Source organism: Nonomuraea sp. NPDC050643 (assembly GCF_040654715.1).
In the GTDB taxonomy this organism is placed as follows: Bacteria; Actinomycetota; Actinomycetes; order Streptosporangiales; family Streptosporangiaceae; genus Nonomuraea.
In genome coordinates this window covers 268,582-293,210 of record NZ_JBFAIM010000004.1, presented here as the reverse complement: position 1 = coordinate 293,210, position 24,629 = coordinate 268,582, and the positions used below count along the sequence as shown (strand labels likewise).

The window sequence follows — 24,629 nt, the reverse complement described above, 5'->3', positions numbered from 1 at the left end:
TTCAGGCGAAGAAGTACAGGATGAGCGAGGCGACGATCGCGGCCGTGGTCAGCTCCGGGAGGAAGATCGTCATGGCGGGCACGTAGAAGGCGCTGTACAGCAGCGCGCGGGCCAGGAGCAGCACCCGCCAGGCCCACACCAGCGCGCCGACGTCGCCCGGCAGCCACTGCGGCGACCACCGCTCCCGGATGAACGTGATGGGCGAAGGCATGTAGGAGGGCCGTTCGCGGGCGATCCAGTCCGACAGCGGGCCCTGGACGAACTCGACGAGCTGGCCCAGTCGCGGCGCGGCAGGCTTGACGGCCATTTGGGGTTGGTCCTCGCGCAGGGGCACGACCGGAGCGACCTGCTCGTCTGCGTCGGCGGCGGGCTGGGTCTCCTTGGCGGTCGCGTCGGGCTGCTCGTTCTTCGGCTGCTGGTCGGGCTCCGAGTACGGGGAGCGGATGCTGCGCATGGTCACCTCCTCTGGCGGTTGACGTCGTTGCCGCTGCTACGGAGTTCGGCGGCGTAGTGCGTGTAGAGCCGATCGCCCTCGGCCTCGTCGGCGTTGTGCATGTCGGCGAGTTCGGCCGTCAGGTAGCGGATGGCCTCGTGGAACGCCTCCTTGGCGGTCGGCGCGCCCGCGATGCTGGCGTGGAAGCGGGCCTTGCGCGCTGTGCGGCGGGTCGGCTTGGTGGGCACGTGACTCCTCCCGATCGTCACGGACGGTTACGGCTGGCGAGGCCGTGGTACGCTCTCGCGCACGTGCGCGCACGTACACCTGCGCGCGTTGGGTCGCCGCGCGGCGGCCTTCAGGCGCTGGACGGCGGTGAACACCGCCTGGTAGCTGGTCACGGCCAGTCACGCCCGCATGAGGTTGGCGATCACGACATCCCAGTGGATCCGCGCCATCGCCTCACTGGTCGGCACCAGCTTGTGGAAGCCGGTCACGTGCCGAGTGAGGACGTCGGCGGGAGCACGGAACACGCCCAGCAGAAGATCTCCCTGCGTGATCCCGAGCAGCACGTGCCTGCCGTCCGAGGCCGGCTCGACGCGCAACGCGGTGCGGTCCGGCTTCGACAGGCACTCGGCCCGCGAGCCCAAGCCGGCCAGCAAGACGCCGCGGGGCGCGACCACCGGGGCGGGCCAGTCCTCGATCTCCAGGCGGACGAACCCCGGGTCGTTCGTCCGGTAAGTCAGCCACCCGTTGTGGAACTCGTCGTTGGCCTCGTCCCACATCGGCACGTAGCAGGACCACTCGGTCGCCTGGTCCATCTGGTGGGTGGTCATCGACTGTCACCTTCGTCGTCGGTCGCGTCACGGGTCTGCGTGTCATCGGCGCGTGTCATGTCGTCGCCTGCCGTGTCACTTGCCGTGCCATCAGGCGCGTCATCGGCCGTGTTACTCGTGTCATCAGCCGTGCCACCGCTCGTGCCATCGGCCGTGTCACGCTCGGCAAGCCCGGCCCTCTCGATCCAGCGGTAGGCCGTGCGCGGGCTCACCTGGTACTCGTCGAGCACCGCGTCACGCAGCTCCGTCACTGTCATGCCGGGCTTCCCCTTGGCGAGGTTGTGCAGCCACGTAATGCGCTGCTCAAGCTCTCTGTCAGGGGCCGGCGTGGCCGTGACTCGACGCGCGCCAGCCGGGCGGCGTGTCACGGGCCTGGCGGACCGTGACGCGGGAGTCCGTGACACGGGTGGTGTCACGCCGTTGGGGTGTGGCACGGTGCCGTTCTCCGTGTCACCGGCCGTGCCGCTCGGCGTGCCACCGCGCGTGACACTCGCGTCCTCGGCCGTGTCGCCCGCCGTGACACTCGGCGTGTCACCGGTCGTGTCACTCGTCTCGGCTGGCATGGGCGCTGGGGAAGTGACACCCGTGCCAGCCTCGATCGCGTGACGCGGCTGCGGAACCGGAGCGAGCTCGCCGAGCCGATAGAGCGCCCGCTCGCGACGCGTCGCCTTCCACCGCCACAGCGAGCCGTGCTGGTCTTGCAGGTCCGTCTTGGCGAGCACGCGGTCACGCTCGCGGCGCAGGGCGTCGGGGTAGGAGCGGATCTCCCACAGCACCATCCGCCGCCACAGAGCGAACGTCTTCAGCGGCGCGAGGATCCAGCGAGAGATGCGGATCTTGTCCAGGCGGGTCGGGTTCGACAGCCTGGCCCGCTTACGGACGACGTGCGCGCCGACCTCGACCGCGACGACCCACAGAAGCGGCAGGGTGGCGTGGGCCACGACACCGAACAGGGTTTCCTCGGTGGCAACGTTCAGATAGACCGTCGCGCCAGTCAGTGCCCACGGGATGAGCCGCAGCCACACGATCCGCATCTCCAGGCGGGCCAGGACGATGTCCAGCGCGGAGAACGCGAGGATGCCGAGGTCGATGCCAAGCGGGACGGTGAACGCGAGCGCTCCGAAGGTGGGCGCCGCGGCGTCCATAACCTTCTTGAAGGAGTTGACGAAGCCGATCACTCCGAGGACGCCGACTGCGATGGTGACGGCGTTGATGGCGTTGTGCTCGGCCTGCGTAAGCGTGCGGGGCGTGGTCACGCTGCCATCCCGTCGTAGCCCTCGAAGTACGTGCCGATGCCGAGCTGGCGGCGCAGCGCGGGGTCGGTGCCGCCGATGACGCCGACCGGGTCGTACGGCAGGAGCCCTGCCCGCTCGACGCACGGGCCGGCCAGCCCGCTGAAGGGGCAGCCAGAGCACCGCTTCTTCGCCTCTTCGTAGGCGTCGGCGGTCTCCGCGATGGGGAACCAGTCGTCGGGGTCGGTGCCCGGCTTGCGGCACAGCGCCTTCGACGTGAGCAGGAGTTCGTCGAGCTCGCGGAGGCGGGCGGCAGCCTGGCGCTCGGGGTTGGATGTGACAGTGTGGCGGCGTGATGCCACGATGTGGCTGGACATCGGGTCTCGGTTCCTTTCACGAGGGGTGAGAGACCTGGTGATCTAGGGCCCCGCCTGGAAGTGGAGTTCTGGGCGCGGGCCCGTAAGGGCTTGTGGCGGGCGGCTTTCCGGTGGAGCGGAGGGCCGCTTTTTCGCACTCTGCTACGCTGTGTTTACTAGTAAACGACTTTACTATAGCTATGCTGCATCACCCGACGATCACTGTCAAGCCCGCAGGTGAGAAGCACCAACCGCATCGCCGTACTACGATCAACGCCAGCCAGAACAGTCCAACAAAGGAGCCCGCCCGTGCCCGTCGCGAGGTTTCCCGAGGTCCTAGCCGACCTCCGGACCAAGATCCTCGACGGCACCTATTCGGCGGGCGAACCACTCCCGCACACTGAAGAACTACTTCAGGCCTACAGCGTAGGCAGGTACGTCATCACCAGCGCCATGCGGGAACTGAAGGCGGAAGGGCTCATCCGGCGCGTCGCCAACAAAGGCATGATCGTCCAGGGACCGGCCGTCATCATCGAGATCGCCATGGCCATCGACCAGCGCGACGAACCTGCCGCGTGGGCGGCCGCGTGCCGCCGGGCCGGCACCACCGGCCACCTGACGGCGCACCGTACCCGCGACGAGGCTGCAGCCGAGGACGTCGCACAAGGTCTACATCTCGACCCGGGCTCACCTGTCGTCATCTGGGAACTGCACGGCGACATCGGCGGCCAGCTCGTGTGCCTCGACCAGATGCATGTGTCCGGGGAGCGGCACAAAGCCGACGCCTTCGAGGTGGAGCGATCATCTGGCGTCGTGGAGCTTCGCACCCGGATCCGCTTGGCCGGCCCCGAGGAAGCGAAGAAATTCCGGGTCAGCCGCGGCAGTCCTCTGCTCGACCTCACCCGCATCACCTACGACCACGCCGACCAGCCCCTCCAACTGCTGCGCCGCCTGGTCAATCCTCAGCGGGTCCACATCGCCGATCAGCGACTGCCGCTCACATCGCCTTGAACGGCATGCCCTGACGCTCCGCCTGCACCAGCACATGATCTTCCAGACGTCGAACAACCGTGACACGAAAGCCCGCAGGAGCGAGTTCTCCACCTTGCGAGGAGGCAGCACGGTCGGACAGGTGAACAAGGACCTCGTCAACCAGACCTGCAGCGGCGTACGACTCGGCGAGCCCACCGCCACCAAGCATCAGCAGTGACCGGGCACCAGCCACATAGAGCGTCTGCAGCGCCTTCTCCGGATCACCCAGCAGCAGCTCGCCAGGCAGAACGAACGTGTCGCCGTGCCCGCCTGGCGCGCCTTCCCGCAATTGCCCGTCCGGTTCCACCACAACGTCGTACCCGTACACGTCGAGGCCGGGCACCTGGCGGTCATCATCAGCGTCGGTGCAGTATGCCCACGTGACGAACGGGGTACCTCGCTGCAACGCGGTCAGCCAAGGCCGCAGCACCACTTCGCCCTCGTCGGCCAACACGCCGACTTCCACGTCTACCCCCGCCCGGCGCAGCTCGGCCACGCCGCCCCCGCCCCGCGAAGTCGGATCGATCAGGGCAACCACCACGCGCGCGATCCCAGCCTCGATCAGCAGCGCGCGGCAGGCCGGAGAGCGACCCACATGATTGCAAGGCTCCAAGGTCACCACGGCCGTTCCGCCATGCGCCGCCGTTCCGGCCGCAGCGAGCGCGTTCCCCTCCGCATGCGCCTCACCTTTACGCCGATGGAAGCCCTCACCGACCACACGACCGCCCGAATCGAGAATCACACACCCCACCGGCGGATTCGGGCTCGTCGTACCAAGCCCCAGCGCAGACACAGCAATCGCACGTCGCATCGCCGCGATCTCTACCGTGGACGCCATCAGACCGCAGACGTGGCAGCTAGATCAGCCAGGAACTCCGCGACCGGATCCAGGTGAGCATGGCGTGCGAGTTGAGGCGCAACTGAAGTGACCATGGAGAAGATTCTGGTCGATCCGCTGTCCTGGGCAACGGTCAACGCCTGGACAGCCGCGTGGGCGGCCGCTTCAGGCTGACGCTCTGCAGCCAAAGCGATCGACAACCCGGCGTGAGCCAGGCCGCGATCCCGCTGGTACGTCGGCGACAAATCCCTGATCGCGGACTCAAACGCGTTCACCGCCCGCCCTGGACACCCCAGTGTGAGCCAGACCCGGCCGCGCTGGAGCTCAACGTACGCAGGGGTGCAGAAGGAACCGTGGCCCGCCCTCGCGTCTCCGGCATCGTCAGTTGTCGCATGCTCGTGCGCGCGGTCGAGCAGCTCATGAGATGCCACCTCTGCTCCACTCAAGGCCAACCCATGCGCCTGCTGTTGCAAGATCGCAGCCAGCATCGGGCCAGCGACATTGCCTTGCTCGCGGCGCGCAGCCTCGGCCAGGCCGACCACCTGGGCCCCGTTGCCCTCGGATTGCGCCTGCTGGCTTCGCCGGAACAGCGCCCACGCGACCATCGGACGGTCGCCGACCTCCAGCGCCCATTCCATTGCATGCCCCGTCCAACGACGGCTGGCGATCAAGTCCCCAGCGTCCTCATACAGCCACGCTGCGGACTCGGCGTACTTCGCAGCGAGGCGAAGAGCCCTGTCACGGAGAGGAGGGCGTACGTGGCGGAGCAACGCCGTCAAGATGGTGAGCTGCGTGCAGACACCGCCGAGGGCGTGCCGCGGTCCCAGCAAGTTATCCGTGCGCACCAGCATGTGCCACTGCTCCCCCACGTGGGACAGCAATTCCTCAGCGTGACTCACCGATAGGCGTTGCATACGGCGATCCACAAGCGGGTCCACGCTCGGCACGGGCAAAGGCAGGGGGCTGACCATTTGCCCATCATCGCGGATCGACCGTTTAGCGACCGGCGCTCGACGCTGCTCAGCCGCGCGCGCGGGCACCAGGTCAACGAGTTCGCCGTCAGCAGCCAACGCCGCTTCGAGTTGCTCGGCCAGTGGTAGGGATGGGCGTTTCAGGTCGTTAGCGACCTTCGATAGGTATCCGACGTCGTAGTGCGTGACCTTGGCTAGCTGGCGCAATGAGACACCGCGCTCAGCTACCAGCGCCCGCATCTTCTCGCCGAAGGTCGTCATTGCCTGCCCACGTCCGAATGCGTGTTGACCTGTTGACCGCTGTTGCCCGTTGGCCCAAGGGCAACGGTCAACATCTCCCACGGTAACCCGATCTGGCGATTCCATTGCTGGAAAGAGGCGGATCACGCCGGTTACCAAGCTCCTCGGTGGTGATTCGCCTGCAGAACTAGTTCGGCCCCGGCCCGGTGCGTGAACACCGGGAGCTCCGGGGCCTGATCAGGAAACGAGGTCCTGACCTATGGAGAAGCCTAGAGCCATCCGGATCCGCTGGCACCACGCACGCGAAGCCTCATGAGCAGCGCCAAAGTGGCTTCCCAAGACGCGCCTGATGAAGACCGCTACGACTTCGGCCAGCCATCGATCGCCCGCGTCTGGAACGCCGCCACCGGTGGCAAAGACAACCTGGAGCCGGACCGGGACGTACTGGACGCATTGACAAAAACGGCCCCCGAATTGCGGGTAGCCGCCCGAGCGCAACTGGAGTTCGTCACCCGAGCCACCAACGTGGTCGCCGAACTGGGGATCCACCAGTGGCTGAACCTCGGATGCGGGCTGCCGCCGCAAGGCTGCGATACCACCTACGACACGGTCATCCGTCACAGCAGGGATTCTCGTGTGGTCTACGCGGACAACGACCCGCAGGTCACCGTGCACGGCCGGGCCCTGCTCGACGTCGGCGGCACGGCCACGATGGTCGTGCACGCCGACGCCCGCAACGTGGACCTCGTCCTGGCGGCGGCAAGCAGTGTGCTCGACTTTCGCCAGCGGGTGGGTCTCGTCGCCACTGCGCTGGTGCACTTCTGGCCGGACTCGGACGACCCGGGCGGCGTCATGCGCCGCTACCAGGCGGCCTTCCCCGGCGGCTACCTCATCATCAGCCACGCCCGCCGCGATCTGCTCACCGATGAGGAGTACGAGCAGATGACGGCCGACTACCGGAGGACGGCGGACATGTACGCGCGATCGCTGCCCGTCATCCGGTCCATGTTCCTCGACGGGCTGGACGTGCTGGAGCCCGGCCTGGTCGAGGCGTCCACGTGGCGGCCGGACGACCCGGTTCTGCTCGACGTCGGCCGCGCGCATTTCCTCGCGGCCGTGGCCGGGTTCGGGCAGTACGCAGCATGACCTCACCCCCCTTGGAGACTGCAATGGAGCACCCCATGCGCTGGGAAGACGTGCCGCCTCACGTGCGAGATGCCATCGTGGCGCAGATCGGCCCCGTACAGGACGACGACGTCCAGAGCATCCCCGGCCAGCCGGGGGAGTTCGCGGCGCGCATGTACGGCCGCGACGACGACGTGTTCGTCAAGACGCTCCCGATGAGCAGCCCGCACGCCTACCTGCACCAGCGAGAGCGGTGGGCGGCCCGCCACATGGCCTCCGTCGCACCGTCGGCGCCCGTGCCCCGCATGCTGTGGGCCATGGAGGCCGCCTCGCTCAGCGCCCCGCCCTACCACCTGAGCGCGTGGGAGCTGATCAACGACCACGCCCGCCGCGCCGATCTGAGCCGGTGGTCGGCCGACGTGCCGATCGTCCTGGAGGCGGTGACAGAGCTCGGCAAGCTGCTCACCCCCTGCCCGCCGGGAGCCCCGTCGATCGTGCAGCGTCTGGCCGGCCTGGTGGCCAGGGCCCGCATCATGCGGTCCTCACCCGAACTTCGCGGGAGCGACCTGTACACCAAGGCGTTGAACGGCTTCATCATCGACCGGCTGCGCGGCACCAGCCTGCTGCACGCCAACCTCAGCCCGCGGCATCTGCTCATCAAAGACGGGGGCGGGTCCGTCGTCGGCTGGGGGGAAGCGTGCGCTGGGCAGGCGTGGATCGACCCCGCGCTGCTCGCACCCCACCTTGTCGCCGGGCGCCACTCTCGCCACTCCCCGGAGCAGGTGCACGAACTGCTGTGGGCGATCCCGGCCTGGCGGGACGCGCCCGCCGACCTGATGGCCGGCCTGACCGCGCTGTGGACACTCTCCCACCTGCACCAGGGCTACCACGCGGACGAGCCCGACGAGGCGTCCGCCCGCCTGGCCGACGCCGGCCAGGAATGGCTGGCCTACCTGGTCGGCCAGATCTGACCCGATTGCGAAGGAGGCGTGCCATGCAGGCCCGCGAGACTGACCTCGCCTACACGGTAGACCGGTGACGCACCGCGCGCTGCGGCGCGGGCAGGCTGACCAACAGCCGCCATCAGGCTGCCCGCGCCGTCCATCTCTCGCCGTCCGCGACAGAGCAGCGACGCTGTCGCGGACGGCGGGGCCCACGTCTCCCGGCCGCCTGGATCGTGCCCCCATGAGCGGGGCGGCCGGGAGGTCGTGGGAAGGCGCGGAGCCGAAGCGCAGCCGCTTCGCCTTCCCCCACGATCATCAACGCTCGCGATCATCAACGCACTCCACGGTGACCCCGATGAATGACACAGCAGTCGCCCACCGGCGGCTCTCCACCCTGCGCCGGACCTATCCGGGCTGGAACATCGTCCGGGGAACGGACGAGCATGGCCACGAATGCTGGGGCGCACGCCTGCGGCGCCCGATCACCGCACCGATGCGCGCTGCGGGCGTGGTCGAGGTCATCCGCCGGCCGGACGCCTTCTCGCTCGGCTCGGCGCTCGCCTGCCAGGCGAAGCTCGTGCACGCCTGTCCCCCTGGCGCCACCACCAGCGCCGTGAGCATCCCCACGTAGCCATGGACGATCTCGGCGGAGACTGGCTCAGGTACCAGATCGCCGTCCAGATCCTGCACCAGCCGGACACGATCGTCCGCCCAGGACTCGCGCGGCTGATCGTCGCAACGGTGTTGATCTGGCACCTCCTGGTCGGCGGAGCCGGCCGGACCTGAAAAATCCCATCCACCCCTCACAGAAAACAGCCATCCATGCGACTGTTACATATAGTCATGATTGTGCTACTCGTCGTAGTAGTAGTAGGTTGCGGCAGCCCCTCTCCCGGACCGACCGGACGACCCCTGACGATCGTCAAGGTCGGGATCATGACCATCCCCGACTCCGCCACCCTCTTCGTGGCCCGAAACAGGAAGTACTTCGAGGCCGAGGGCCTCCGCATCGCCACAGAGATCGTCCAGGGCGGCGGCGTCGCGCTGCCCAAGCTCAAGAGCGGCGCCCTGGACTTCTCGATCATGAATTACGTGGCCGCCATCCAGAGCGAGGTGAGCGAGCCCGGCGAGATCAAGCTCGTCACCGACGCCTACCAGGCCGTGCCGGAAGCCTTCATGCTCATGGTCCCCGGCGCCAGCCCCATCCGCTCCGTCGCCGATCTGCGCGGCAAACGCATCCTGGTGCTGACCCTCAACTCCGTCAGCACCCTGTCGCTGGAATCCCGGCTGCGCGTGCACGGCCTCACGAAGAAGGACGTGCTCATCGCCGAAAAGCCGGTGCAGGACATGATCGACGCCCTGAACAGCGGGACCTACGACGCCGCCTGGATGACCGAGCCCTTCATCAGCGCCTATGCCAAGGCCGGCGGTCGCAAACTCGACGACATGATGCAGGCCGAGACCAACGCACTGCCCATCGCCGGGTGGGCCACGAGCGGCGACTACGCCGAACGCCAGCCGGAGACGGTCCGCGCCTTCCAGCGCGCCATGCTGCGCGCGCAGACCGATGTCGGCCGGGACCGGAGCCTCGTCACGGCCGTGCTGCCGACCTACACCCGGATCGACCCGGCGACGGCGGCCACCATCACGATCGGCACCTTCCCCCTCAACCTGGCCCTCAGCCGGGTACAGCGGGTGTCCGACCTCATGCAGACCTACGACTACATCCCCGCCCCAGGCCCGAACATCCAGGACATGCTGCTGCCCCAGCCCGCACTCCCCGCCACGACGTCCGCCGCCACCCTCCCGCCACCACCGTCCGCCGCCCCGACCCAGCAGGGACCCACCCCATGACCGCCCACGACCACCACGCGCCTGCCCTGCCCACGGAAGGCCCCAACGGCGCTACCGAACTCCACGCCGAACGCGACGCTGGGGTCAGCATTGGCCCGTTCGCTCCCGCCGGGTTGCAGGCCCTCATGACGTACGAGGCCATCCAGCAGATGACCGGCGCCGACATCCGGCTGAAGGCACTGAAGGCATTCGTCGACCTCGGCATCGCCGACATCCTGGCCGACGAGTTTCGGACCAGCGACGAGCTCACCGAGCACTGCCAGGCCGACCCGGAGAAGATGGGCCGCTACCTGTACGCCCTGCACGCCCTGGACGTGCTGACGATTGACGCGGATGGCCGCTACGGGCTGACCCCCATCGGCCGATCCCTGCGCCCCCACTCCCCGTTGTGGGCGACCCTCGGCGTGATCACCTCACCGCTGTGGCAGCGGGCAGGAGACAGCCTGGCCGCCACCATCTGCACCGGACGACCCCCTGTCCTGAACGGCGACGCCACCCCCTACCCGCTGCTGGCCGCCGATCCGCCCCTGGCGGAAAAGTTCGACGCGTTCATGAGCGGCCGGACCGCCGGCCTGGCCGCCGAGCTGGCCGCCCGCGGGTACGCCGAGGTCCGCACCGTGGCCGACCTCGGCGGCGGGGACGGCAGCATGCTGGCCGAAATCCTCACCGCCCACCCGCACCTGAACGGGGTTCTGGTCGAGCGGGCCGACGTCGCCGCCCGCGCCGAACGCCGTCTCGCCGAACAGGGCCTGGCCGGGCGCGTCCAGATCATCACCGGCGACATCGTCAAGGACGCCTGCCCGCCCGCCGACCGGATCATCCTCTCCTCCGTCGTGCACAACCTCGACGACCCCACCAGCGGCCGGTTACTGGGCCACGCCCGCCAGGCGTTGACGGAGGCGGGCCCGCACGCCCAACTGTGGGTGGTCGAAGTACCGCTGCCCGAGCCCGGCATCTACACCAGCGGCACAGACTTGGACCTGCGGATGATGGCACTGTTCGCCGGCGGCCGGGAGCGCACGCGGCGGCAGTACCGCGCGCTGCTGGCGCTGGCCGGACTCGACCTCGTCCATGTCGTGGACCTGCCCGGCGACCACACCCTCATGATCGCCATGGCCGACAGCGACGACTGACCCCGGCGGCCATCCCCCGAGGGGCGGGCGGGCGGCCGGTCACCCCGTACCCCTACCGGTCGCCCGCCCTCCACCCCCCACCCGGCCACCACGCCCCTGTGGAGAGTCCAGGAATCCCCATCCCCACCCCAACCACAACGTCATCCTCGTGACGTTCGCTTACCCGCCATGGATCGGAGCGATCATGCATGACCTCATCGTGAGCCCGTACCTCGATGGCGATCACCTGGTGGTGAGCCCAGGCCGTCAGGGCGGCCTGCGGCTCTCGCGCGCCAAGTACGACGAGCTCGCCCACGCTGACGAGCCGCCCGCCTGGCTCGCCGAGGCCGCCGCCGGCCTGTGGGGCGACCTCGCCCTGCGCCCGTACCGGGAGAAGGTCCTGGTCCGGCCCCTCACCGGCTACGAGTACGTGCGCGCCACCTACGAGCTGAACCTGGGCTGCAACTACGACTGCGAGCACTGCTACCTCGGCGTCAAGGAGTTCAAGAGCCTGCCCTGGCCCGATCGGGAGAAGATGCTCCACATCCTGCGCGACGTCGGGGTGCTGTGGCTCCAGCTCACCGGCGGGGAACCCACCATCGACAGGCTGTTCTGCGAAACCTACGGCCTGGCCTACGAGATGGGCATGATGCTGTCCATCCTGTCCAACGGCTCCAAGCTCCACGAGCCGAAGGTCCTCGACCTGCTCACCACGCATCGGCCGCACGAAATCACTGTCAGCGTGTACGGCGCGACCGAAGCCGCCTACGACGGGCTGACACGCCGGCCGGGCAGCTTCCGCAAGTTCCACAAGGGCGTCAGCGCCGCCGTCGAGGCGGGCCTGCCGCTCAAGTTCTCCCTGATCGTCACCAACCACAGCGCCCCCGAGGTGACCAAGATGCAAGCCCTCGCCGACGGCTGGGGCATCCCGTACGTGACCTTCGTGAACATGAGCCCCACGATCTACGGCGGCGCGGAGACGCTGCCGTCGCAGTCGGTGGAGCATCTGCGCAAGCGGAAGGTGTTCACGGGCTGCAACGCCGGTCACACGTTCTTCCACGTCGATCCGCACGGCACAGCGTCGATCTGCAAAATCGGGCGCGAGCCGAACGTGCGCCTGATTGAGGAGGGCGCCGAAGGGCTGGCCCGGCTCGGGCAGATCGCCGACTCGCTTCTCCTGCGGCAGGGCGGCTGCACCGGGTGCACCCTGCAGGGCACCTGCGGCACCTGCATGCCGCTCGTGCAGCTCTACCGCCAGGCCAAGTCGCCGCTGGCGCGCTACTGCCAGCACCGAGAACGAGAGGAGGTGAACACCCCATGACGGCCGTTCTCGTCGAGCTCATCGCGCGGCCCGCACCTCGACCCGAGGTGGAGGTCATCACGGACCTGGAGACGCTGCTGGGTCCGCAGAAGTGCTCGTGCTCATCAAGTGACGATCAGCCCTACTAGAAAGGCGCAGGTGAGGGACCGTCCTGCGGGTTATCGTGGGGCGGCCCCGCCGCGCGAGGATGGAGAACTCATGGCGTTGACCCGTATCGACTGGGACGACCTTCCTGAACAGACCCGGGCGGCGGTGGAGAAGCACACCGGCACGGTGCTCGACGCGCGCACCGTGGCCGAAGGGCTCAACTCGGCGGTGGCGCTCCTGCTCAGCACCGACACCGGGGACGTGTTCGTCAAGGGGCTGCGCCGCGACTACCCGCGTCAGTGGACGCAGGACATGGAATGGATGATCGGCAAGCACCTCGGTGGTGTCGCCCCCCGCACACTGTGGCGAACCGAAGACGACCCGGAGTGGGACCTGCTCGGCTTCGAGGCGGTCGCCAGCCGCCACGCCACCTACCAGCCCGGCTCGTCCGACCTGGCCCTGCTGCTCACCACCATGCGCATCCTCGGAACAATCGCGTGCCCGCAGGTGCCAATGAAAACGGCAGAGAACCGGTGGAAGCCCTACATGGCCACCCCCGACGATGCGGGCCTGCTGGTCGGAGATCGGCTGCTGCACACCGACTACAACCCGCTCAACGTGCTCATCGCCGAAGACGGGCGCGGCGCTCTGCTGATCGACTGGGCATGGCCCACCCGAGGGGCCGGATGGATCGACCCGGCCTGCCTGATCGTCCGGCTGATCGCGGACGGCCACACGGCCCGCCAGGCCGAGCACGTCGTCGCCAGCCTGCCCGCCTGGCAAGGGGCTCCGGCCGAAGCCGTCAACGCGTTCGCCGACGCCAGCACGCGCCTATGGCAGGAGATCGCCGACCGCGACCCGGTGTCCTGGACCGGCCGCATGGCCGAAGCCGCACACGAGTGGGCCGATCACCGCCGCACCTGACGTCTTGGCTGCGGAGCCAACCAGACCACGAGGGAGGTACCTTGCCTTGCCGAGGCATATCGATTGACTATGGCGGGACGCTGACGAGTCCCTACATCGATGCGCAGCTCGGCCAGAAACCGATCTGTCCGCGCGCCGCCGCCACACTGCGACTCCTGCATGACCTGGGTCTGAGATTCGCCCTCGGCTCCAATACCAAGCCGGGCCAGTGCCGGCGGCGGGCGCTGCGGGCGGCCGGTGTGGAGGAACTGTTCGACGCAGTCATCGAATCGGAGCAGGCCGGGATCCGCAAACCGGACCCGACGTTCTACCGCCTGGTAGAGGACGCGCTCGGCCTGCCTGCCGCCGAGATAGCGGCGGTCGGCAACAACCTGCTCAATGACGTGAGCGCACCGCTGGATTACGGGTTCGGCGCAGCATTCCTTATCCGCTCCGGCGGCGTGCTCCGCCAGGGCGAGATGCTGCCGCCGGGCGCCTGCGTGATCGACAGCATCGGCCGCCTACCTTCGCTGTTTAGGGGGTCTCAGTGACCACGATCCGCGTCGGCTCCTACAACATCCACAACGGCGGCGTAGATCGCGGGAGCGACGCTCGCCTCAAACGACAACTCGGCATGCTCTCCGAACAGGGCTTGGACCTGCTCGGGGTGCAGGAAGCCAAGCACTGGGGCCGCGATCATGGGCGGCTCAGGTACGAGGCCGAGCAGATCCTTGGCATGCGCTCGGCGCTGGTGAAGTCTCGTCATCACGGCTGCCACCTAGTGATCTTCATCCGGCCGGGACGGCTGCGGATCATCGAGGCCCGACACGTACGCGGACGCCCTTACTGGCACGCCGTCGCATGCCTGCGCCTGGCACTCCGGCTCGACGGGGCCGACGGCGACGAGCGCGAGATCGAGTTCGAGAACGGCCACCTCGCACCAGCCAGCCCGGCCACCCGACAGACCGAGGCAGAGGCATGGCACCTGCTCCTCAAGGGCAGCCGAGCCGTAATCGCGGTAGGGGACTTCAACGCGGCCGCATTGCACGATCCCGCACTCCAGATCGCGACGAAGGACCCCATAGCCCTCCGCAAGCTCGACACAGGCCCAGCCCAAGCGCTGGCCGACGCCGGCCTACACGACGTCGGCGCGCTGCTGGGCAACACCGCGCCAACAGTCAAGCGCCCCATCCCCTACCGGTGCGACAGGATATACACAACACGCCCCACATGGGCACAGACTTTCGAGATCCACCCGACCAGAGAAAGCGATCATCCCCTACTAGTCGCCACGTTCGCGGTACCCCGCGAGTAACCCGGCTGGCCAACCTGCCGCCCAGCCCTTCGGGCAGGAAACGCAGAAAGGCGCCCTGCTCCTCCTGGTCAGGAGGAGCAGGGCGCGCTCGTTAACGGTGGAACCTATCGCTGGTCGTCCGGGAGGTCCGGCCGCGGCGTGTGCCGGGCCTTGAACCCAGCAAGGGCCGCCAGCGCAGTGGGCACCAGCGGCAGCGTGATCGCCTCGATCCAGTCAGGAAGAAAAGCGATCATCGACGGGTCGTCAGCGAGAGCCTGCAGCGCCGCCATACCGGCGACACCGGCCAGGTAGGCCGTCAGACCCATCGCCTTGACCTTGTTCTCGACGGGCGGCTTGGAATAGGCGACCTGGGGATCTGCGCGCATAGCCCCTCCTTCGGGACAGCCCGCTCACAGCGGGAAATTCAGAGAAAGGGTGGAAATTAGGCGCGGGCTGGCCACGACCACTGGCCGTGGTCTGTGCCCTCCGAGCGCGACGTGGCCCAGTAGGAGTGGTTGCCGTCCAGGAACACCTGAAGGTTCACGGCGGTCCCGGCTCCCTCGAAGGTGCGCGTGATGATCGCTGGGAAGACGTCGCCGAGCTTGACTGGCGACCGGACGACGCCCTGACCGCCGAACGACTGCATCGACTCCAGGTTGATCATGCTGACGTCGTGGCCGGACAGCTTGTAGTGAACGATCCGGCCGATCGTCGGCGCGGTCTCGGTGGGGGTGGACATGGGAGTGCCTCCTGTCGAAAGCGGAACCGCTGTTAGCGGTTGAACATCGAGATCTTGGCCATCGTGACCTTCTCGACGACCGCCGCGGCGTCGGTCGGGTTGATGATCCGAAGTTGGAGCTGGTTCTTGGTGTTGAGCGCGAACTGACCGCCCACGCTGGACTCGACGCGGCCGTTGATGTCGGCGCGGACGGACAACTGCCAGGCGTCGTCCTCGAACGTCTTGCCGTCCCGGGAGTAGCGCGACCACGCCACGTCGATCTCCGTCCCCGGCTTCAGCCCGCGGACCTTCACCAAGCCGTCCACGATGCACCAGCGCGCGGCCTTGGCCAGCACCGCGACACCGTCCGCGCCGTGGCCGGGCGGGTCATCGGCGTACTCGGTGTGCCAACGCACCGCCAGCTCGCCGCCGGCCGGGACCGCCTGGTCCTCACCGGCACCCAGAGAGATCACCTCGGGCACGTCTTCCTCCTGCTTGATCGGGGTTCCCGGGTTCTTGATCAGCGCGGCGACGCGCGCCCGGAAGTTCGTCATGTTGATGGAGTGGGGGTCGGGCTTGCCGGTGTTGACCTCCCGGTGTGCCTTCACTCGCGAGGCGGGCAGCTCGAACGCTCGGCACAGCTCGGCGCAGAGGGCTTCGTAGGCGTCGATCTGCACGTCTGGCCACGGAGTGCGGCCGTCGTTCTCGGCTTCAATGCCGATGCTCGTGCTGTTCATGTGATGTGGGCTGGTGGACGGCGCGTTATGCCAGCACCGCCCGGCGGCGACGACCCAGATCTGTCCGGTGTGCTGCAGCCAGAACTGGCTGAGCGGCCCGTCCAGGCCCGGCCGACCGTTCACGACGATGTGTCGGTCATTCCATCCGGCGGTGTGGTGGCAGACCACGCCCTCGACGGAGCCCTGCGGCCCGTGGCCACGGGTCTTCCACCCGCCGACCTCCGTCACCGGGAAGCCGGTCTTACGGGCGACGTCGGCGAGCTGCGTCAGCCATGGCATGTGATCCCCCTCGGGTTCGTTGATGGGAAGAACTGACCGGTCAGCCGCGCGTGAGCTGAATCAGCGCAATCACCGCGCCCGCCACGCCGACCAGGACGGTGACGACGGCGATGATCTGCCGGGTCCGTTCGGCGAGTTGGCCGCGCGTCACCGCCTCACGCTCGATCACGTCCAAGCGTCCTTCCAGCACGGCATATCGAGCTTCACCAGCAGCCCGGTCCTGCTCAACGCGCTTGACCAGTTCGGCGTGCCGGTCGTCCGCCTGTTCAAGACGCAGCAAGATCAACGCCGTGCTGCCGTTCGTCCGCTCGAACCCCAACTCGACCGCGCCACGCAGCTCGGCCAACGCCAGCGCGAGGTTGGGCCTTTCCTCGGTCATATCGTCGCAGCGCCCATCTGAGTCGGCATGCCCATGAACGCGTCCGGCGGCTTCAGCGAGAAGTTGGGCTCCTGCGCCATCCCTCCCGTCGAGCGAGCCCACTCGACCGCCAGGCGCCGCGACTCCACCCGGATAGGGTCGAGCTGCGCCGCCCGGATCGGATCCAGCGGATCAGCCGGCGCGACCCTGCGCGACCCCACGTACGTGAGAGCGCCCTGCCGGTCGTCCACGCTGGCGGGCTCCAGCCGCACACGGTACTTCTTCACCGCGGCGATCCGGTTCAGGTGCGCGTCGAGCCGGTCCTTGTCCGAGACGCCGGGAGTCCAGCAGACGGGCGTACCGCGCGTGGCCGCCAAGATCCTCGACGACGCGGGGTCCATGAGGGCGAGCGGGTCGTCCTCGCGCGGGATGTAGCTCTCGTGCAGGATGATGTCGAGAAGCGTGTCCACGTCCTCGTGATCAACGCCATACTCCGCGCTTCGCCACTCCAGGGTGGAGTGAGGGAACGTCTTGAGGAACCGGGAATCGTCCTCCTTGACGACCGCGACACCCCACAGTGGCTCAGCCCCCATCGGGTTGGCGCGAACCGCGTCCTTCTGCGAAAAGTAGACAGGACCGTAGGACAGTTCGGCGTCCCAGGTTGTCCAGGCCAAAGGCATCATGCGCTCCCGTTGTGTCGATGGGCCCACCAATAGACCGCCTTGCCCGAGCGCACCCCGCCGCCCTCCGACCAGGAGATCAGGAAAGACGTCTGGGTGGAGTACTCGATGCACCAGTAGAAGTTCGGCTGCAGGCTGGGATCCGCCGTCATCGCGCCATCCCGGAGCACCGCGACGGGCCCCATGTTCCCCTGCATCGTGGGCCCATAGCCGATCTCCACCCCGGTCCAACCCGAGCTGGCGATCCGCGACCCGGCGTGGACACCCCACGTGTTCGACGCGAACGCGGAGTCCCACCACTTGCCGTAATGGGTGGTCATCCCGGACGCGTCGAACCACATGTACTGGTTGTCGGAGGTGTCGTTCTCGTAGCCGATCCGGCTGTAGTCCTCGGCCGACTCCAGGAACCCGCCGTTGGCGTTGGAGTTGTTCGGGTTCAGCACCTGGAGCTTCGTCCAGCCGGCGGCCAGGGTGAAGTACGTCCTCGCCGTCATGCCCGGGTTCGTGCCGGATGTGATGCGGAAGGTCGCCTCACCGGCGAAGTCGTCGTCGGACGTCCACAACCGGCTGTAGTTGGAGTTGCCGTCCGGGTAGAAACGGATGTCCAGCGTGCTGGGGTCGATCACGATCCGCTGTCCAGTCGTCCCCGTCCGGATCAGGCTGCCCGTGATCGTCTTGCCGTTGATCGCGTCCGCTGAGAGCTTCGCGGCCGTGATGGCGTTGGCCGCGATCTTGTCCGCCGTGATGGCGTTCGCCGAGATGTGCCCGGCCTGGATCGCGCCCGCGGCCACCTTGTCCGCCGTGACGGCGTTGACGGCGATCTTGTCGGCCTCGATCGCCAGCGCCCGGATCAGGCGGCCCGTGATCGAGTCAGCGGTGATCTTCGCGTCGCCAGGGATCGTCCCGTCGATGATGTTGGTCGCGCCGTCGATCACCTCGCCGATCAGGTCCGCATCAACGAGCGGCTGCGTCGCGATAGTTGCGGGCCCCGATGCGGCCGACTCGTTCTGCGACCGGTCAACGGCGGTGAACCAGAACGTGCAGTCCGCGTTGTACGGCTGATCCGGCACGACGATCGACCCGGCCGCGTCGAGGTACCCGACCTCGGCCGCAGCCTCCTGCGTAAGCGGGTCATCCATCCAGACGCGGATCCGCTCGAAGTCGATCGGCATGACAACACCGCCCGCGCCGAGCCCATCCCACGCGACGTGGATCACGCCCAACCGCGTCGAAAGCTGCGGGGCGGTGGGCACCGGCGGCGGCGTCGCGTCGCCGGGCACCAGCTTGACCACTTGATCGGAGAATGCGCCCTTGACGCCGGCCGAGATGGTGCGGACCTTCCACGCGTACTCCCAGCCGACCACCAGCGGTGAGACGGTCGCCGTGGTGTCGCCGGAAGCGGTCTGCGCGACCAGCAGCCACAGCTCCCCCGCCTGGTTGCGGCGGGTGTACACCTCGTATCCGTCGATGCCGAGCGCGACGCCGTTGACGTCCTGATTCACCGCCGACCAGGTGACGGTGGCCTGCCCGCGCGCGTACCCGTGCTCATCCAGGTAGGCAGCGGCCTCGACGATGAGACCCTGCGGCGCGGCAGGAGTCCGGTTGTTCGTCTCCGGAGCCGGCTCGCCGCCGGATCCGCCCGACCCCACTCCTCCGTCGAGGATCCCGGCGGCTTGCCTGGCCAACCTGATCTCGCGTTCCAGGAAACGATCATTCAAGACGACGTTGCCGCCGACCTGGCCGTCCGTGTCCACCGACAGGGTGATCTGCCGCAGACGGAGCGACTCCATCGCCCCGCCGTCCCCCGGCGCGAGCAGGTAGTCCCCCGGCTGGTAGTGCTCGAACGGCAGCCACCGCGCGAGGTCGAACATCAGGCCGCGAGTGACCTGCACCCGCTCGCGAGCGACCCGTTCCAGGGCGTTCTGTCCCAGGAGCCTCGCCGTTCCCTCATCCGAGACGCCGCTCTGCGATTGGTAGGTCTCCCACCTGCCCCACGGCGCGACAGCGGCCGAGTTGGTCACCTCCACCGACAGGCCGGCCTCGCCGCCGATCAGGATGGCCGACACGGCATCCTCCAGCGTCCCCGTGTCCGGAGCTTCGATGACGTCACGGCCAAGCCGCAGATCAACCGGTGTCGGCCCAGATGCCCGGTCCCGGCCGAGCACCGTGTCCGGGTTGAACACCTGCAAGGTGCGGCCCTGCATCCGCCAGTCGAGCACGCCCTGCTCGCTCAAATTGATCAGGACGCTGAGCAGATCCTTGCCCGGCTCGATCGCCAGCGTCAGCGTCTTCGCCCACGCCTTCCCATCGCTGTCCTGCGACAGCGAGAAGTCGAATCCCAGGTGGGTCAGCGCGCCGCGCGCCTTCCCCTCCTGGATGAACGTCGCCAGGATCTCGCCCGGCGACACGGCGTTGAACTGGCGCTTGCCGTCCACCATCGCGCTGTTGGGGTACAGCACGACCTTCCGCATCATCCACGCCCAGCCGGGCAGGTCGTATGATCGGGAACCGGCGCGGTCCGTGCTGTCGCCGCTCCGCTTGATGCGGAGGAACCGAGCGTTCGGCGGTTCGACCCACAGGCCGCTGCTCACCGCGTACTCCACCGCGACCTCGCAGTGCCCGGCGATCAGGTTCCAGTTCAGCCCGCCGGTCGGATAGGTCACCTTGAGACTGGGCACGTCGTTCAGCGGGTCGCCCAGCTCGAACCCGCTGTGCTGCGGCAACACCCCCAGCCGACCGCCGTTAGGCGCGTACGCCGCCAGCCGCAGCGCGAACTTCGCGGCCTCACCCGGGATGATCACCTGCACCGCTGGTCCCCCTCAGTTCGTTGATCTCGTCGCGCTGCTGGTCCACAGCCGCCGACAGCACAGCGTTCTCGTACAGCAGTTCCTCGACGCGGCGGCGCAGCACGGCGATAATCCGCGCGGGCTCAACCGTCAGGTCCTGCATAAGTGCCTGCGGCATCGTGCAGTCATGCGAATCCTTCGTATAGAGGAGGCAGGACCCCGCGCCGCGCGCCAGGGCAGCGCAACTGCTCGATTCACGGCTATTGCTGGCGGCTCGCCATCAAGCCATAATCAACACTGTCAGTAGTCACTCAACTACATGGAGTACCGTGAAGCGTCTCGTTGCCCCTGCCCTCGTGGCGGCCGCCCTCGTCACCGGCTTCGCCACCCCGGCTCTGGCCCTGCCTCAGATCGCGGCTTGGCAATGCAACGCTGGCGGCGGCAGCGTTGCAGTCATAGAAGGGAACCGCGTGTGCGTCGGCGGATGGTTCCATGGCCACAGGGTCGATGGGTAGCTGGTAGGCCGTAGCACCCGTGCGCACTATCGGGGGCGCGCACAGGATCAGGGCCAGGCCCAGCTTTTGTAACCGCCGTACCCATATGCCCTTGGTTCACTCGAACCCTGGTATCGCCATGGTCACCGTGTCACAGATGCGCACGCCGCTCCAGTCGCGTGGCCGCAGCCTTCACCGGGTCGATCCGCGCGGCCCGCAACGGCGCGAGCACGTCAGCCGCCGTACGGGCCTTCGGCGCGGCTGTCACAACGGTCGCGTGATCGCGTTTGCAACGCTCGACCCGCTCCAGCACGGCAGCGCGGGCCTGCTCGCCGCTGAGCTGCCACGGGTTTGCCTCGGGAAGGTTCGGCTCATAGATCGGATGGACCGCGCGGTGCATCAGCACGTCGATCGCCTCATCCGTCGAGACCAGCCCGCACGCCACGGCGGTGGACTCGATCGCCACCTTCGGCAGAAACACCCCTACCGTGACCCCATCGGCCGCCCGGGTCAGCGTGATCTCCCACGCCTCGACCCTCCCGGAATCGTCCGCCGTATCGGTCACCTCCGTGACCTGCCAATCGTCCGGCACCGCATCACCTCCAGGCCCAGATGTGAAACGTCCGCGCCGGCGGCGAAGTCCCGGCGGACGGATCGAAGAAGAACAGGTCGCTGTTGGTGCGGCTGAAGAGCTGTATGGTCGTGGTCTGCTCGGCCGTGAACGTCACCTTCGGCACGCTTGGGAAGGCGAAGCCGAGCGCCACCTGGTAGTAGGTGGCGCCTCTCGATACCGTGACCGACAGCATGATCAAGCCGGAGTCGTTGGCGTAAAGCCACGTCCCCCGATGAAACGTGCCCGTCTGATCGAATACGAGGAGCTGGTCCTGCTGCGTCGGGTGCACCCACCCGATCGACGCCTGCCCCTCCACCGCCGACACCGCGCCACCGCGCTGCTCCCCGTTCGTGGGGTTCAGGATGGCCGCCTGCCAGAAACCGGCCGCGTGCGTCAGGCGGCACATCGCCGTAGCCGCCTGGTTGGTGCCCGACTCCATGACCAGCGTCGCCTCCCCGGTGAAGCGGGAGCCGTCGCTGTAGATGCGCGACTGGTTGATCCCGCTGCCCGGGATGAAGCGGATCTCCGGGCTGGCCGCACCTGCGGGGTTGACCACGATCCGCGCGCCGGTCACCCCGGATGCGAGCTGGCCCACGATCGACACCGCGCCGGTGGCCGCCGAGATGCTGGCGGTCTGCTGCCCGGAGCCGTTGAACGCCACCAGGCCCGAGCTGTTGAGCTCGACCCGCGCACCGGACGCGCTGCCCGCGACGACCCGCGTGGACAACGTCAGCACGGCGGCGAGCTTGTCGGCCACCACCGCACCGGCCTTGATGTGCTCGGCCTCGACAGCGCCCACGGCCAGCTTGTCGGCGGTGACCGCGTTCGCGACCAACGCACCCGTCGTGATCGACTCGTTCGCGGCGTCGCCCTGGACAAGCTGCACCGCGGCGATCGTCGCCGACGAGGATGGGGAAGATTCATTGCCGGACCTGTCAATGGCCGTGAACCGGAACTGCCGGTCCGCGCCGTACGGAAGACCCGGGACGAGAATCGCCCCGGCCTCACCCAAAACGCCGATCTCCGACCAGCCGGGCGTGAGCGGGTCCTGCATCCACACACGGACGTGCAGGAAGTCCATCGGCATCGGCACCGAACCGACGCCGAGCCCGTTCCACGTGGCCCGGATGACGCCAAGCCGCGTGGAGAGCTGCGGAGCAGTCGGCACCGGGGGCGCTTCGTCGTCGTCGGGGATCGTCACCGCCACCGGTTCGGAGAACGCCCCGACCTTGCCGAGGTTGACCGCCCGGACCTTGAAGGCGTACGACTCGCCGATGACGAGCGGCGAGTACGTCGCCGTTGTATCGCCCGCCTCTGTCGAGGTGACGAGGAACCACGGCGCGCCAGTCTCGTTGATCCGCATGAACAGCTCGTAGCCGCCCACGTTCAGCGCGACCCCGCCGACGTCGGAGGTGACCGCGCCCCACGTGACCGTCACCTGCCCATGCGGCAGGCCGTGCTCGTCGATGTACGCGAGCGGGTTCACGACCAGCCCGGCCGGAGCCGCCGGTGTGCGCGGCTCCGGAGTTTCCGGGGCCGGGCGAGCCCCTGACCCGCCGTCCGCCGTCGAACCGCCGACAATCCCGGCTGTCCGCCTGGCCAGCCGGATGTCCCGCTCCAGGAACCGGTCATGCAGCACCAGTGACCCACCGAGCACGCCGGTGGAGCTGCGCGCCAACGTCACCTGCCGGATGCGCAGCGACTCCAGCACGCCGCCGTCCTCGGGCGCGAGCACCCGGTCACCCGGCCGGTAGTCCGCCAGCGGCAGCCAGCGCGCCCCGTACAAGACGACGCCGCGCGTCCGTTGCACCCGCTCAGCCCCGGCGCGCTCGAGCGCGGACTGCGCCAAGATCGTCGCAGTCCCCTCATCCGACACGCCACCCGCACCGACGTACTGCTCCCAAGGCCCCCACGGCTGGACGGCGGCGGGGTTGGTGAAGGTCTTGACGAGTCCGTTGTCGCCGACGACAAGTACCGATGACGCCGTGTCCTCCAGCGTGCCCTCGTCGGGTGCTTCGGCAACGTCGCGTCCGTACCGAAGGTCCACCGGGCTGGGCCCGGACGCCAGGTCGTCCGCCATCGTGGTGTCGGCGTTGAACACCTGGACGGTGCGACCGGACGTACGGAAGTCGCAGACGCCCTGTTCAGCAAGGTTCTGCAGCGCGGTCAGCGCGTCGGTACCCGGCTGGTAGTAGATCGTGATGACCTTGTCCCACGCCTGGCCCGCGCTGTCCTCTTCCGGGCTGAAGTCCCATTGCAGACCCGGCACGGCGCCCCGGCCCTGGGCCTCACCGATGAACGTCTGCAGGATCTCTCCAGCCGTAGCCGAGAGGAACGGCCTCTTGCCGTCCACCAGCGGCGCCACACCGGGATGAAGCACGATCTTGCGGAGCATCCACACAAAGCCAGGCAGCTCGAACTTGGCCAGCCCAGTCGTGTCAGAGCCGTCACCACGGCGCTTGATGCGCAGGAACCGCGCGTCCGGCCCTTCAGTCCACACGATGCCGTCCGTACTCCACTCGACGGCGATCTCGCACGGCTGATCGAGCAGGGCCGCGCCGGTCGCCGTGGTGGTGTATGCGAACTGAAGCGACGGCACGTCGTTGAGCGGCCAGCCAGCCTCGACCGACAGCGGATGCGGGAGCGTGCCAACCCTGTCGCCGAATGGGGCGAAAACGACAAGTCGGAGGTCGAACGACACCGGCTCGCCTCCTCATCGACCCAAGTTCGGAAACATTTCACTAGGCTAAAATGCGTCGCGAATGTGTCGCCTGAACTGCTGACCTGCGCAGCTTTCTTAAGTAGCAGTTGTGGAACCATTTCCTACCGATTCCCACAGCCACAAAGAAAGGCAATGCCAAGGTTGCGGGCGCGCTAGACTTACGGCTCATAGCTTGCACTGCGCGTTCACTCCATGGTTCGCGCGGCCGTGCTGCGGGAGACCCAACAGGATCAGTCCTTGTGGATCTCTCGCGGGGCGGCCGAACGGGCCGCGGCTGCCCCCGAGGCGATGTCGGTCCAGATGGAGGCACGGATGCAAGAAGCGGGTTCGGGCGATCCGGACGACCAGGAGTGGTTAATAGTAGTGATCCAACTCCTGATCGCCCTGCTCGACCTTCTCAAGGGGATCGGGCCTAGCTAGGCATAGCGCTAGCTGGTTCGTCAGGCCCCGCTCTACGGTTTGGCGGCCAGGAGCGGGGTCACCCCAAATCTGTCTCGACCGGCCATCTCTGGCCAGCCGCTAGAACTCGTTGGCAGTCTAGCAACTTCCCATCTCCCGCTGGAACCAGAACTTCCCGTTCGTGGGAACTCAACTTCTCCGAACTGCCAACACACGCTGGAACCAGAACTTCCCGTTCGTGGGAACTCAACTTCTCCGAACTGCC

Annotated in this window: 29 protein-coding genes; 13 read left to right on the top strand and 16 right to left on the bottom strand. The window is 67.9% G+C overall.

Translation table 11 applies throughout. The features are described from left to right. Nucleotide 1: 1 nt before the first annotated feature. The 5 genes from AB0I15_RS07505 to AB0I15_RS07485 form a co-directional block, all read right to left on the bottom strand. On the bottom strand, nucleotides 2–454 hold the full coding sequence (locus AB0I15_RS07505; RefSeq protein WP_358091452.1) for a hypothetical protein: 453 nt from the start codon (nucleotides 452–454) through the stop codon (nucleotides 2–4). A 2-nt stretch (nucleotides 455–456) separates the two neighbouring features. After that, the gene (locus tag AB0I15_RS07500) at nucleotides 457–681 is read right to left on the bottom strand and encodes a hypothetical protein (protein ID WP_358091450.1); all 225 of its coding nucleotides are present in this window, start codon (nucleotides 679–681) and stop codon (nucleotides 457–459) included. 159 nt (nucleotides 682–840) lie between these two features. Next, nucleotides 841–1,269: a hypothetical protein gene (locus AB0I15_RS07495; RefSeq protein WP_358091448.1), complete on the bottom strand. Its 429-nt coding sequence runs from the start codon at nucleotides 1,267–1,269 to the stop codon at nucleotides 841–843. Continuing rightward, nucleotides 1,266–2,525: a DUF2637 domain-containing protein gene (locus AB0I15_RS07490; protein WP_358091446.1), complete on the bottom strand. Its 1,260-nt coding sequence runs from the start codon at nucleotides 2,523–2,525 to the stop codon at nucleotides 1,266–1,268. The genes AB0I15_RS07495 and AB0I15_RS07490 overlap by 4 nt, the downstream gene beginning before the upstream one ends. Then, nucleotides 2,522–2,878: a WhiB family transcriptional regulator gene (locus AB0I15_RS07485; protein WP_358091444.1), complete on the bottom strand. Its 357-nt coding sequence runs from the start codon at nucleotides 2,876–2,878 to the stop codon at nucleotides 2,522–2,524. Before AB0I15_RS07485 ends, AB0I15_RS07490 begins: the two co-directional genes overlap by 4 nt. Nucleotides 2,879–3,166: 288 nt before the next feature. Here AB0I15_RS07485 and AB0I15_RS07480 point away from each other — a divergent pair, with 288 nt between their 5' ends. Continuing rightward, nucleotides 3,167–3,868 carry a GntR family transcriptional regulator gene (locus AB0I15_RS07480; RefSeq protein WP_358091442.1) on the top strand — a complete coding sequence of 234 codons (702 nt, stop codon included), beginning with the start codon at nucleotides 3,167–3,169 and terminating at the stop codon, nucleotides 3,866–3,868. Here AB0I15_RS07480 and ribD read toward each other — a convergent pair. After that, nucleotides 3,855–4,700 carry a bifunctional diaminohydroxyphosphoribosylaminopyrimidine deaminase/5-amino-6-(5-phosphoribosylamino)uracil reductase RibD gene (gene ribD, locus AB0I15_RS07475; RefSeq protein ID WP_358091588.1) on the bottom strand — a complete coding sequence of 282 codons (846 nt, stop codon included), beginning with the start codon at nucleotides 4,698–4,700 and terminating at the stop codon, nucleotides 3,855–3,857. The two genes, AB0I15_RS07480 and ribD, sit on opposite strands and share 14 nt — an antisense overlap. Before the next feature lie 26 nt (nucleotides 4,701–4,726). Next, nucleotides 4,727–5,959: a helix-turn-helix domain-containing protein gene (locus AB0I15_RS07470; protein WP_358091440.1), complete on the bottom strand. Its 1,233-nt coding sequence runs from the start codon at nucleotides 5,957–5,959 to the stop codon at nucleotides 4,727–4,729. A gap of 306 nt (nucleotides 5,960–6,265) precedes the next feature. On the opposite strand from AB0I15_RS07470, the gene AB0I15_RS07465 reads away from it, so the two are divergent. From AB0I15_RS07465 to AB0I15_RS07415, 11 genes are all read left to right on the top strand, one after another. Next, nucleotides 6,266–7,084, top strand: coding sequence for an SAM-dependent methyltransferase (locus AB0I15_RS07465; RefSeq protein ID WP_358091438.1), 819 nt, complete (start codon nucleotides 6,266–6,268; stop codon nucleotides 7,082–7,084). A 35-nt stretch (nucleotides 7,085–7,119) separates the two neighbouring features. After that, on the top strand, nucleotides 7,120–8,034 hold the full coding sequence (locus AB0I15_RS07460; RefSeq protein ID WP_358091436.1) for a hypothetical protein: 915 nt from the start codon (nucleotides 7,120–7,122) through the stop codon (nucleotides 8,032–8,034). A 328-nt stretch (nucleotides 8,035–8,362) separates the two neighbouring features. Continuing rightward, the gene (locus AB0I15_RS07455) at nucleotides 8,363–8,638 is read left to right on the top strand and encodes a hypothetical protein (protein WP_358091434.1); all 276 of its coding nucleotides are present in this window, start codon (nucleotides 8,363–8,365) and stop codon (nucleotides 8,636–8,638) included. A gap of 2 nt (nucleotides 8,639–8,640) precedes the next feature. Further along, on the top strand, nucleotides 8,641–8,793 hold the full coding sequence (locus tag AB0I15_RS07450; RefSeq protein ID WP_358091432.1) for a hypothetical protein: 153 nt from the start codon (nucleotides 8,641–8,643) through the stop codon (nucleotides 8,791–8,793). A gap of 36 nt (nucleotides 8,794–8,829) precedes the next feature. After that, nucleotides 8,830–9,861 (top strand): ABC transporter substrate-binding protein, encoded by a 1,032-nt coding sequence (locus AB0I15_RS07445; protein ID WP_358091430.1) that lies wholly within the window; start codon nucleotides 8,830–8,832, stop codon nucleotides 9,859–9,861. After that, a complete protein-coding gene (locus tag AB0I15_RS07440) occupies nucleotides 9,858–10,994 on the top strand; it encodes a methyltransferase (protein ID WP_358091428.1) in 1,137 nt (378 codons plus the stop codon). The genes AB0I15_RS07445 and AB0I15_RS07440 overlap by 4 nt, the downstream gene beginning before the upstream one ends. A 184-nt stretch (nucleotides 10,995–11,178) precedes the next feature. After that, nucleotides 11,179–12,294: a radical SAM protein gene (locus AB0I15_RS07435; RefSeq protein ID WP_358091426.1), complete on the top strand. Its 1,116-nt coding sequence runs from the start codon at nucleotides 11,179–11,181 to the stop codon at nucleotides 12,292–12,294. Next, nucleotides 12,291–12,422 carry a hypothetical protein gene (locus AB0I15_RS07430; protein ID WP_358091424.1) on the top strand — a complete coding sequence of 44 codons (132 nt, stop codon included), beginning with the start codon at nucleotides 12,291–12,293 and terminating at the stop codon, nucleotides 12,420–12,422. The genes AB0I15_RS07435 and AB0I15_RS07430 overlap by 4 nt, the downstream gene beginning before the upstream one ends. Nucleotides 12,423–12,492: 70 nt before the next feature. After that, entirely contained in the window at nucleotides 12,493–13,305 is an 813-nt protein-coding gene (locus AB0I15_RS07425) for a hypothetical protein (protein ID WP_358091422.1), read from the top strand. Next, on the top strand, nucleotides 13,215–13,835 hold the full coding sequence (locus AB0I15_RS07420; RefSeq protein WP_358091420.1) for an HAD family hydrolase: 621 nt from the start codon (nucleotides 13,215–13,217) through the stop codon (nucleotides 13,833–13,835). Before AB0I15_RS07425 ends, AB0I15_RS07420 begins: the two co-directional genes overlap by 91 nt. Next, on the top strand, nucleotides 13,832–14,599 hold the full coding sequence (locus AB0I15_RS07415; protein WP_358091418.1) for an endonuclease/exonuclease/phosphatase family protein: 768 nt from the start codon (nucleotides 13,832–13,834) through the stop codon (nucleotides 14,597–14,599). Before AB0I15_RS07420 ends, AB0I15_RS07415 begins: the two co-directional genes overlap by 4 nt. Before the next feature lie 104 nt (nucleotides 14,600–14,703). Here AB0I15_RS07415 and AB0I15_RS07410 read toward each other — a convergent pair whose 3' ends face one another. From AB0I15_RS07410 to AB0I15_RS07370, 9 genes are all read right to left on the bottom strand, one after another. After that, nucleotides 14,704–14,964 (bottom strand): hypothetical protein, encoded by a 261-nt coding sequence (locus AB0I15_RS07410; protein ID WP_358091416.1) that lies wholly within the window; start codon nucleotides 14,962–14,964, stop codon nucleotides 14,704–14,706. A 56-nt stretch (nucleotides 14,965–15,020) separates the two neighbouring features. Further along, nucleotides 15,021–15,317, bottom strand: coding sequence for a hypothetical protein (locus tag AB0I15_RS07405; RefSeq protein WP_358091414.1), 297 nt, complete (start codon nucleotides 15,315–15,317; stop codon nucleotides 15,021–15,023). A 32-nt stretch (nucleotides 15,318–15,349) separates the two neighbouring features. Beyond that, the gene (locus AB0I15_RS07400) at nucleotides 15,350–16,312 is read right to left on the bottom strand and encodes an N-acetylmuramoyl-L-alanine amidase (protein ID WP_358091412.1); all 963 of its coding nucleotides are present in this window, start codon (nucleotides 16,310–16,312) and stop codon (nucleotides 15,350–15,352) included. A 40-nt stretch (nucleotides 16,313–16,352) separates the two neighbouring features. Further along, nucleotides 16,353–16,691, bottom strand: coding sequence for a hypothetical protein (locus AB0I15_RS07395; RefSeq protein WP_358091410.1), 339 nt, complete (start codon nucleotides 16,689–16,691; stop codon nucleotides 16,353–16,355). After that, complete coding sequence (locus tag AB0I15_RS07390; RefSeq protein ID WP_358091408.1) at nucleotides 16,688–17,353, bottom strand: hypothetical protein; 666 nt, start codon at nucleotides 17,351–17,353, stop codon at nucleotides 16,688–16,690. The genes AB0I15_RS07395 and AB0I15_RS07390 overlap by 4 nt, the downstream gene beginning before the upstream one ends. Beyond that, a complete protein-coding gene (locus AB0I15_RS07385) occupies nucleotides 17,350–20,157 on the bottom strand; it encodes a hypothetical protein (protein ID WP_358091406.1) in 2,808 nt (935 codons plus the stop codon). The genes AB0I15_RS07390 and AB0I15_RS07385 overlap by 4 nt, the downstream gene beginning before the upstream one ends. Then, on the bottom strand, nucleotides 20,135–20,314 hold the full coding sequence (locus AB0I15_RS07380) for a hypothetical protein (protein ID WP_358091404.1): 180 nt from the start codon (nucleotides 20,312–20,314) through the stop codon (nucleotides 20,135–20,137). The genes AB0I15_RS07385 and AB0I15_RS07380 overlap by 23 nt, the downstream gene beginning before the upstream one ends. A gap of 467 nt (nucleotides 20,315–20,781) precedes the next feature. After that, a complete protein-coding gene (locus tag AB0I15_RS07375) occupies nucleotides 20,782–21,222 on the bottom strand; it encodes a hypothetical protein (RefSeq protein WP_358091402.1) in 441 nt (146 codons plus the stop codon). A 4-nt stretch (nucleotides 21,223–21,226) separates the two neighbouring features. Then, nucleotides 21,227–23,944 (bottom strand): fibronectin type III domain-containing protein, encoded by a 2,718-nt coding sequence (locus AB0I15_RS07370; protein WP_358091400.1) that lies wholly within the window; start codon nucleotides 23,942–23,944, stop codon nucleotides 21,227–21,229. Nucleotides 23,945–24,172: 228 nt separating this feature from the next. Between AB0I15_RS07370 and AB0I15_RS07365 the strand changes: the two genes are divergently transcribed. Further along, on the top strand, nucleotides 24,173–24,385 hold the full coding sequence (locus AB0I15_RS07365) for a hypothetical protein (protein ID WP_358091398.1): 213 nt from the start codon (nucleotides 24,173–24,175) through the stop codon (nucleotides 24,383–24,385). The last annotated feature ends 244 nt before the right edge of the window (nucleotides 24,386–24,629 follow it).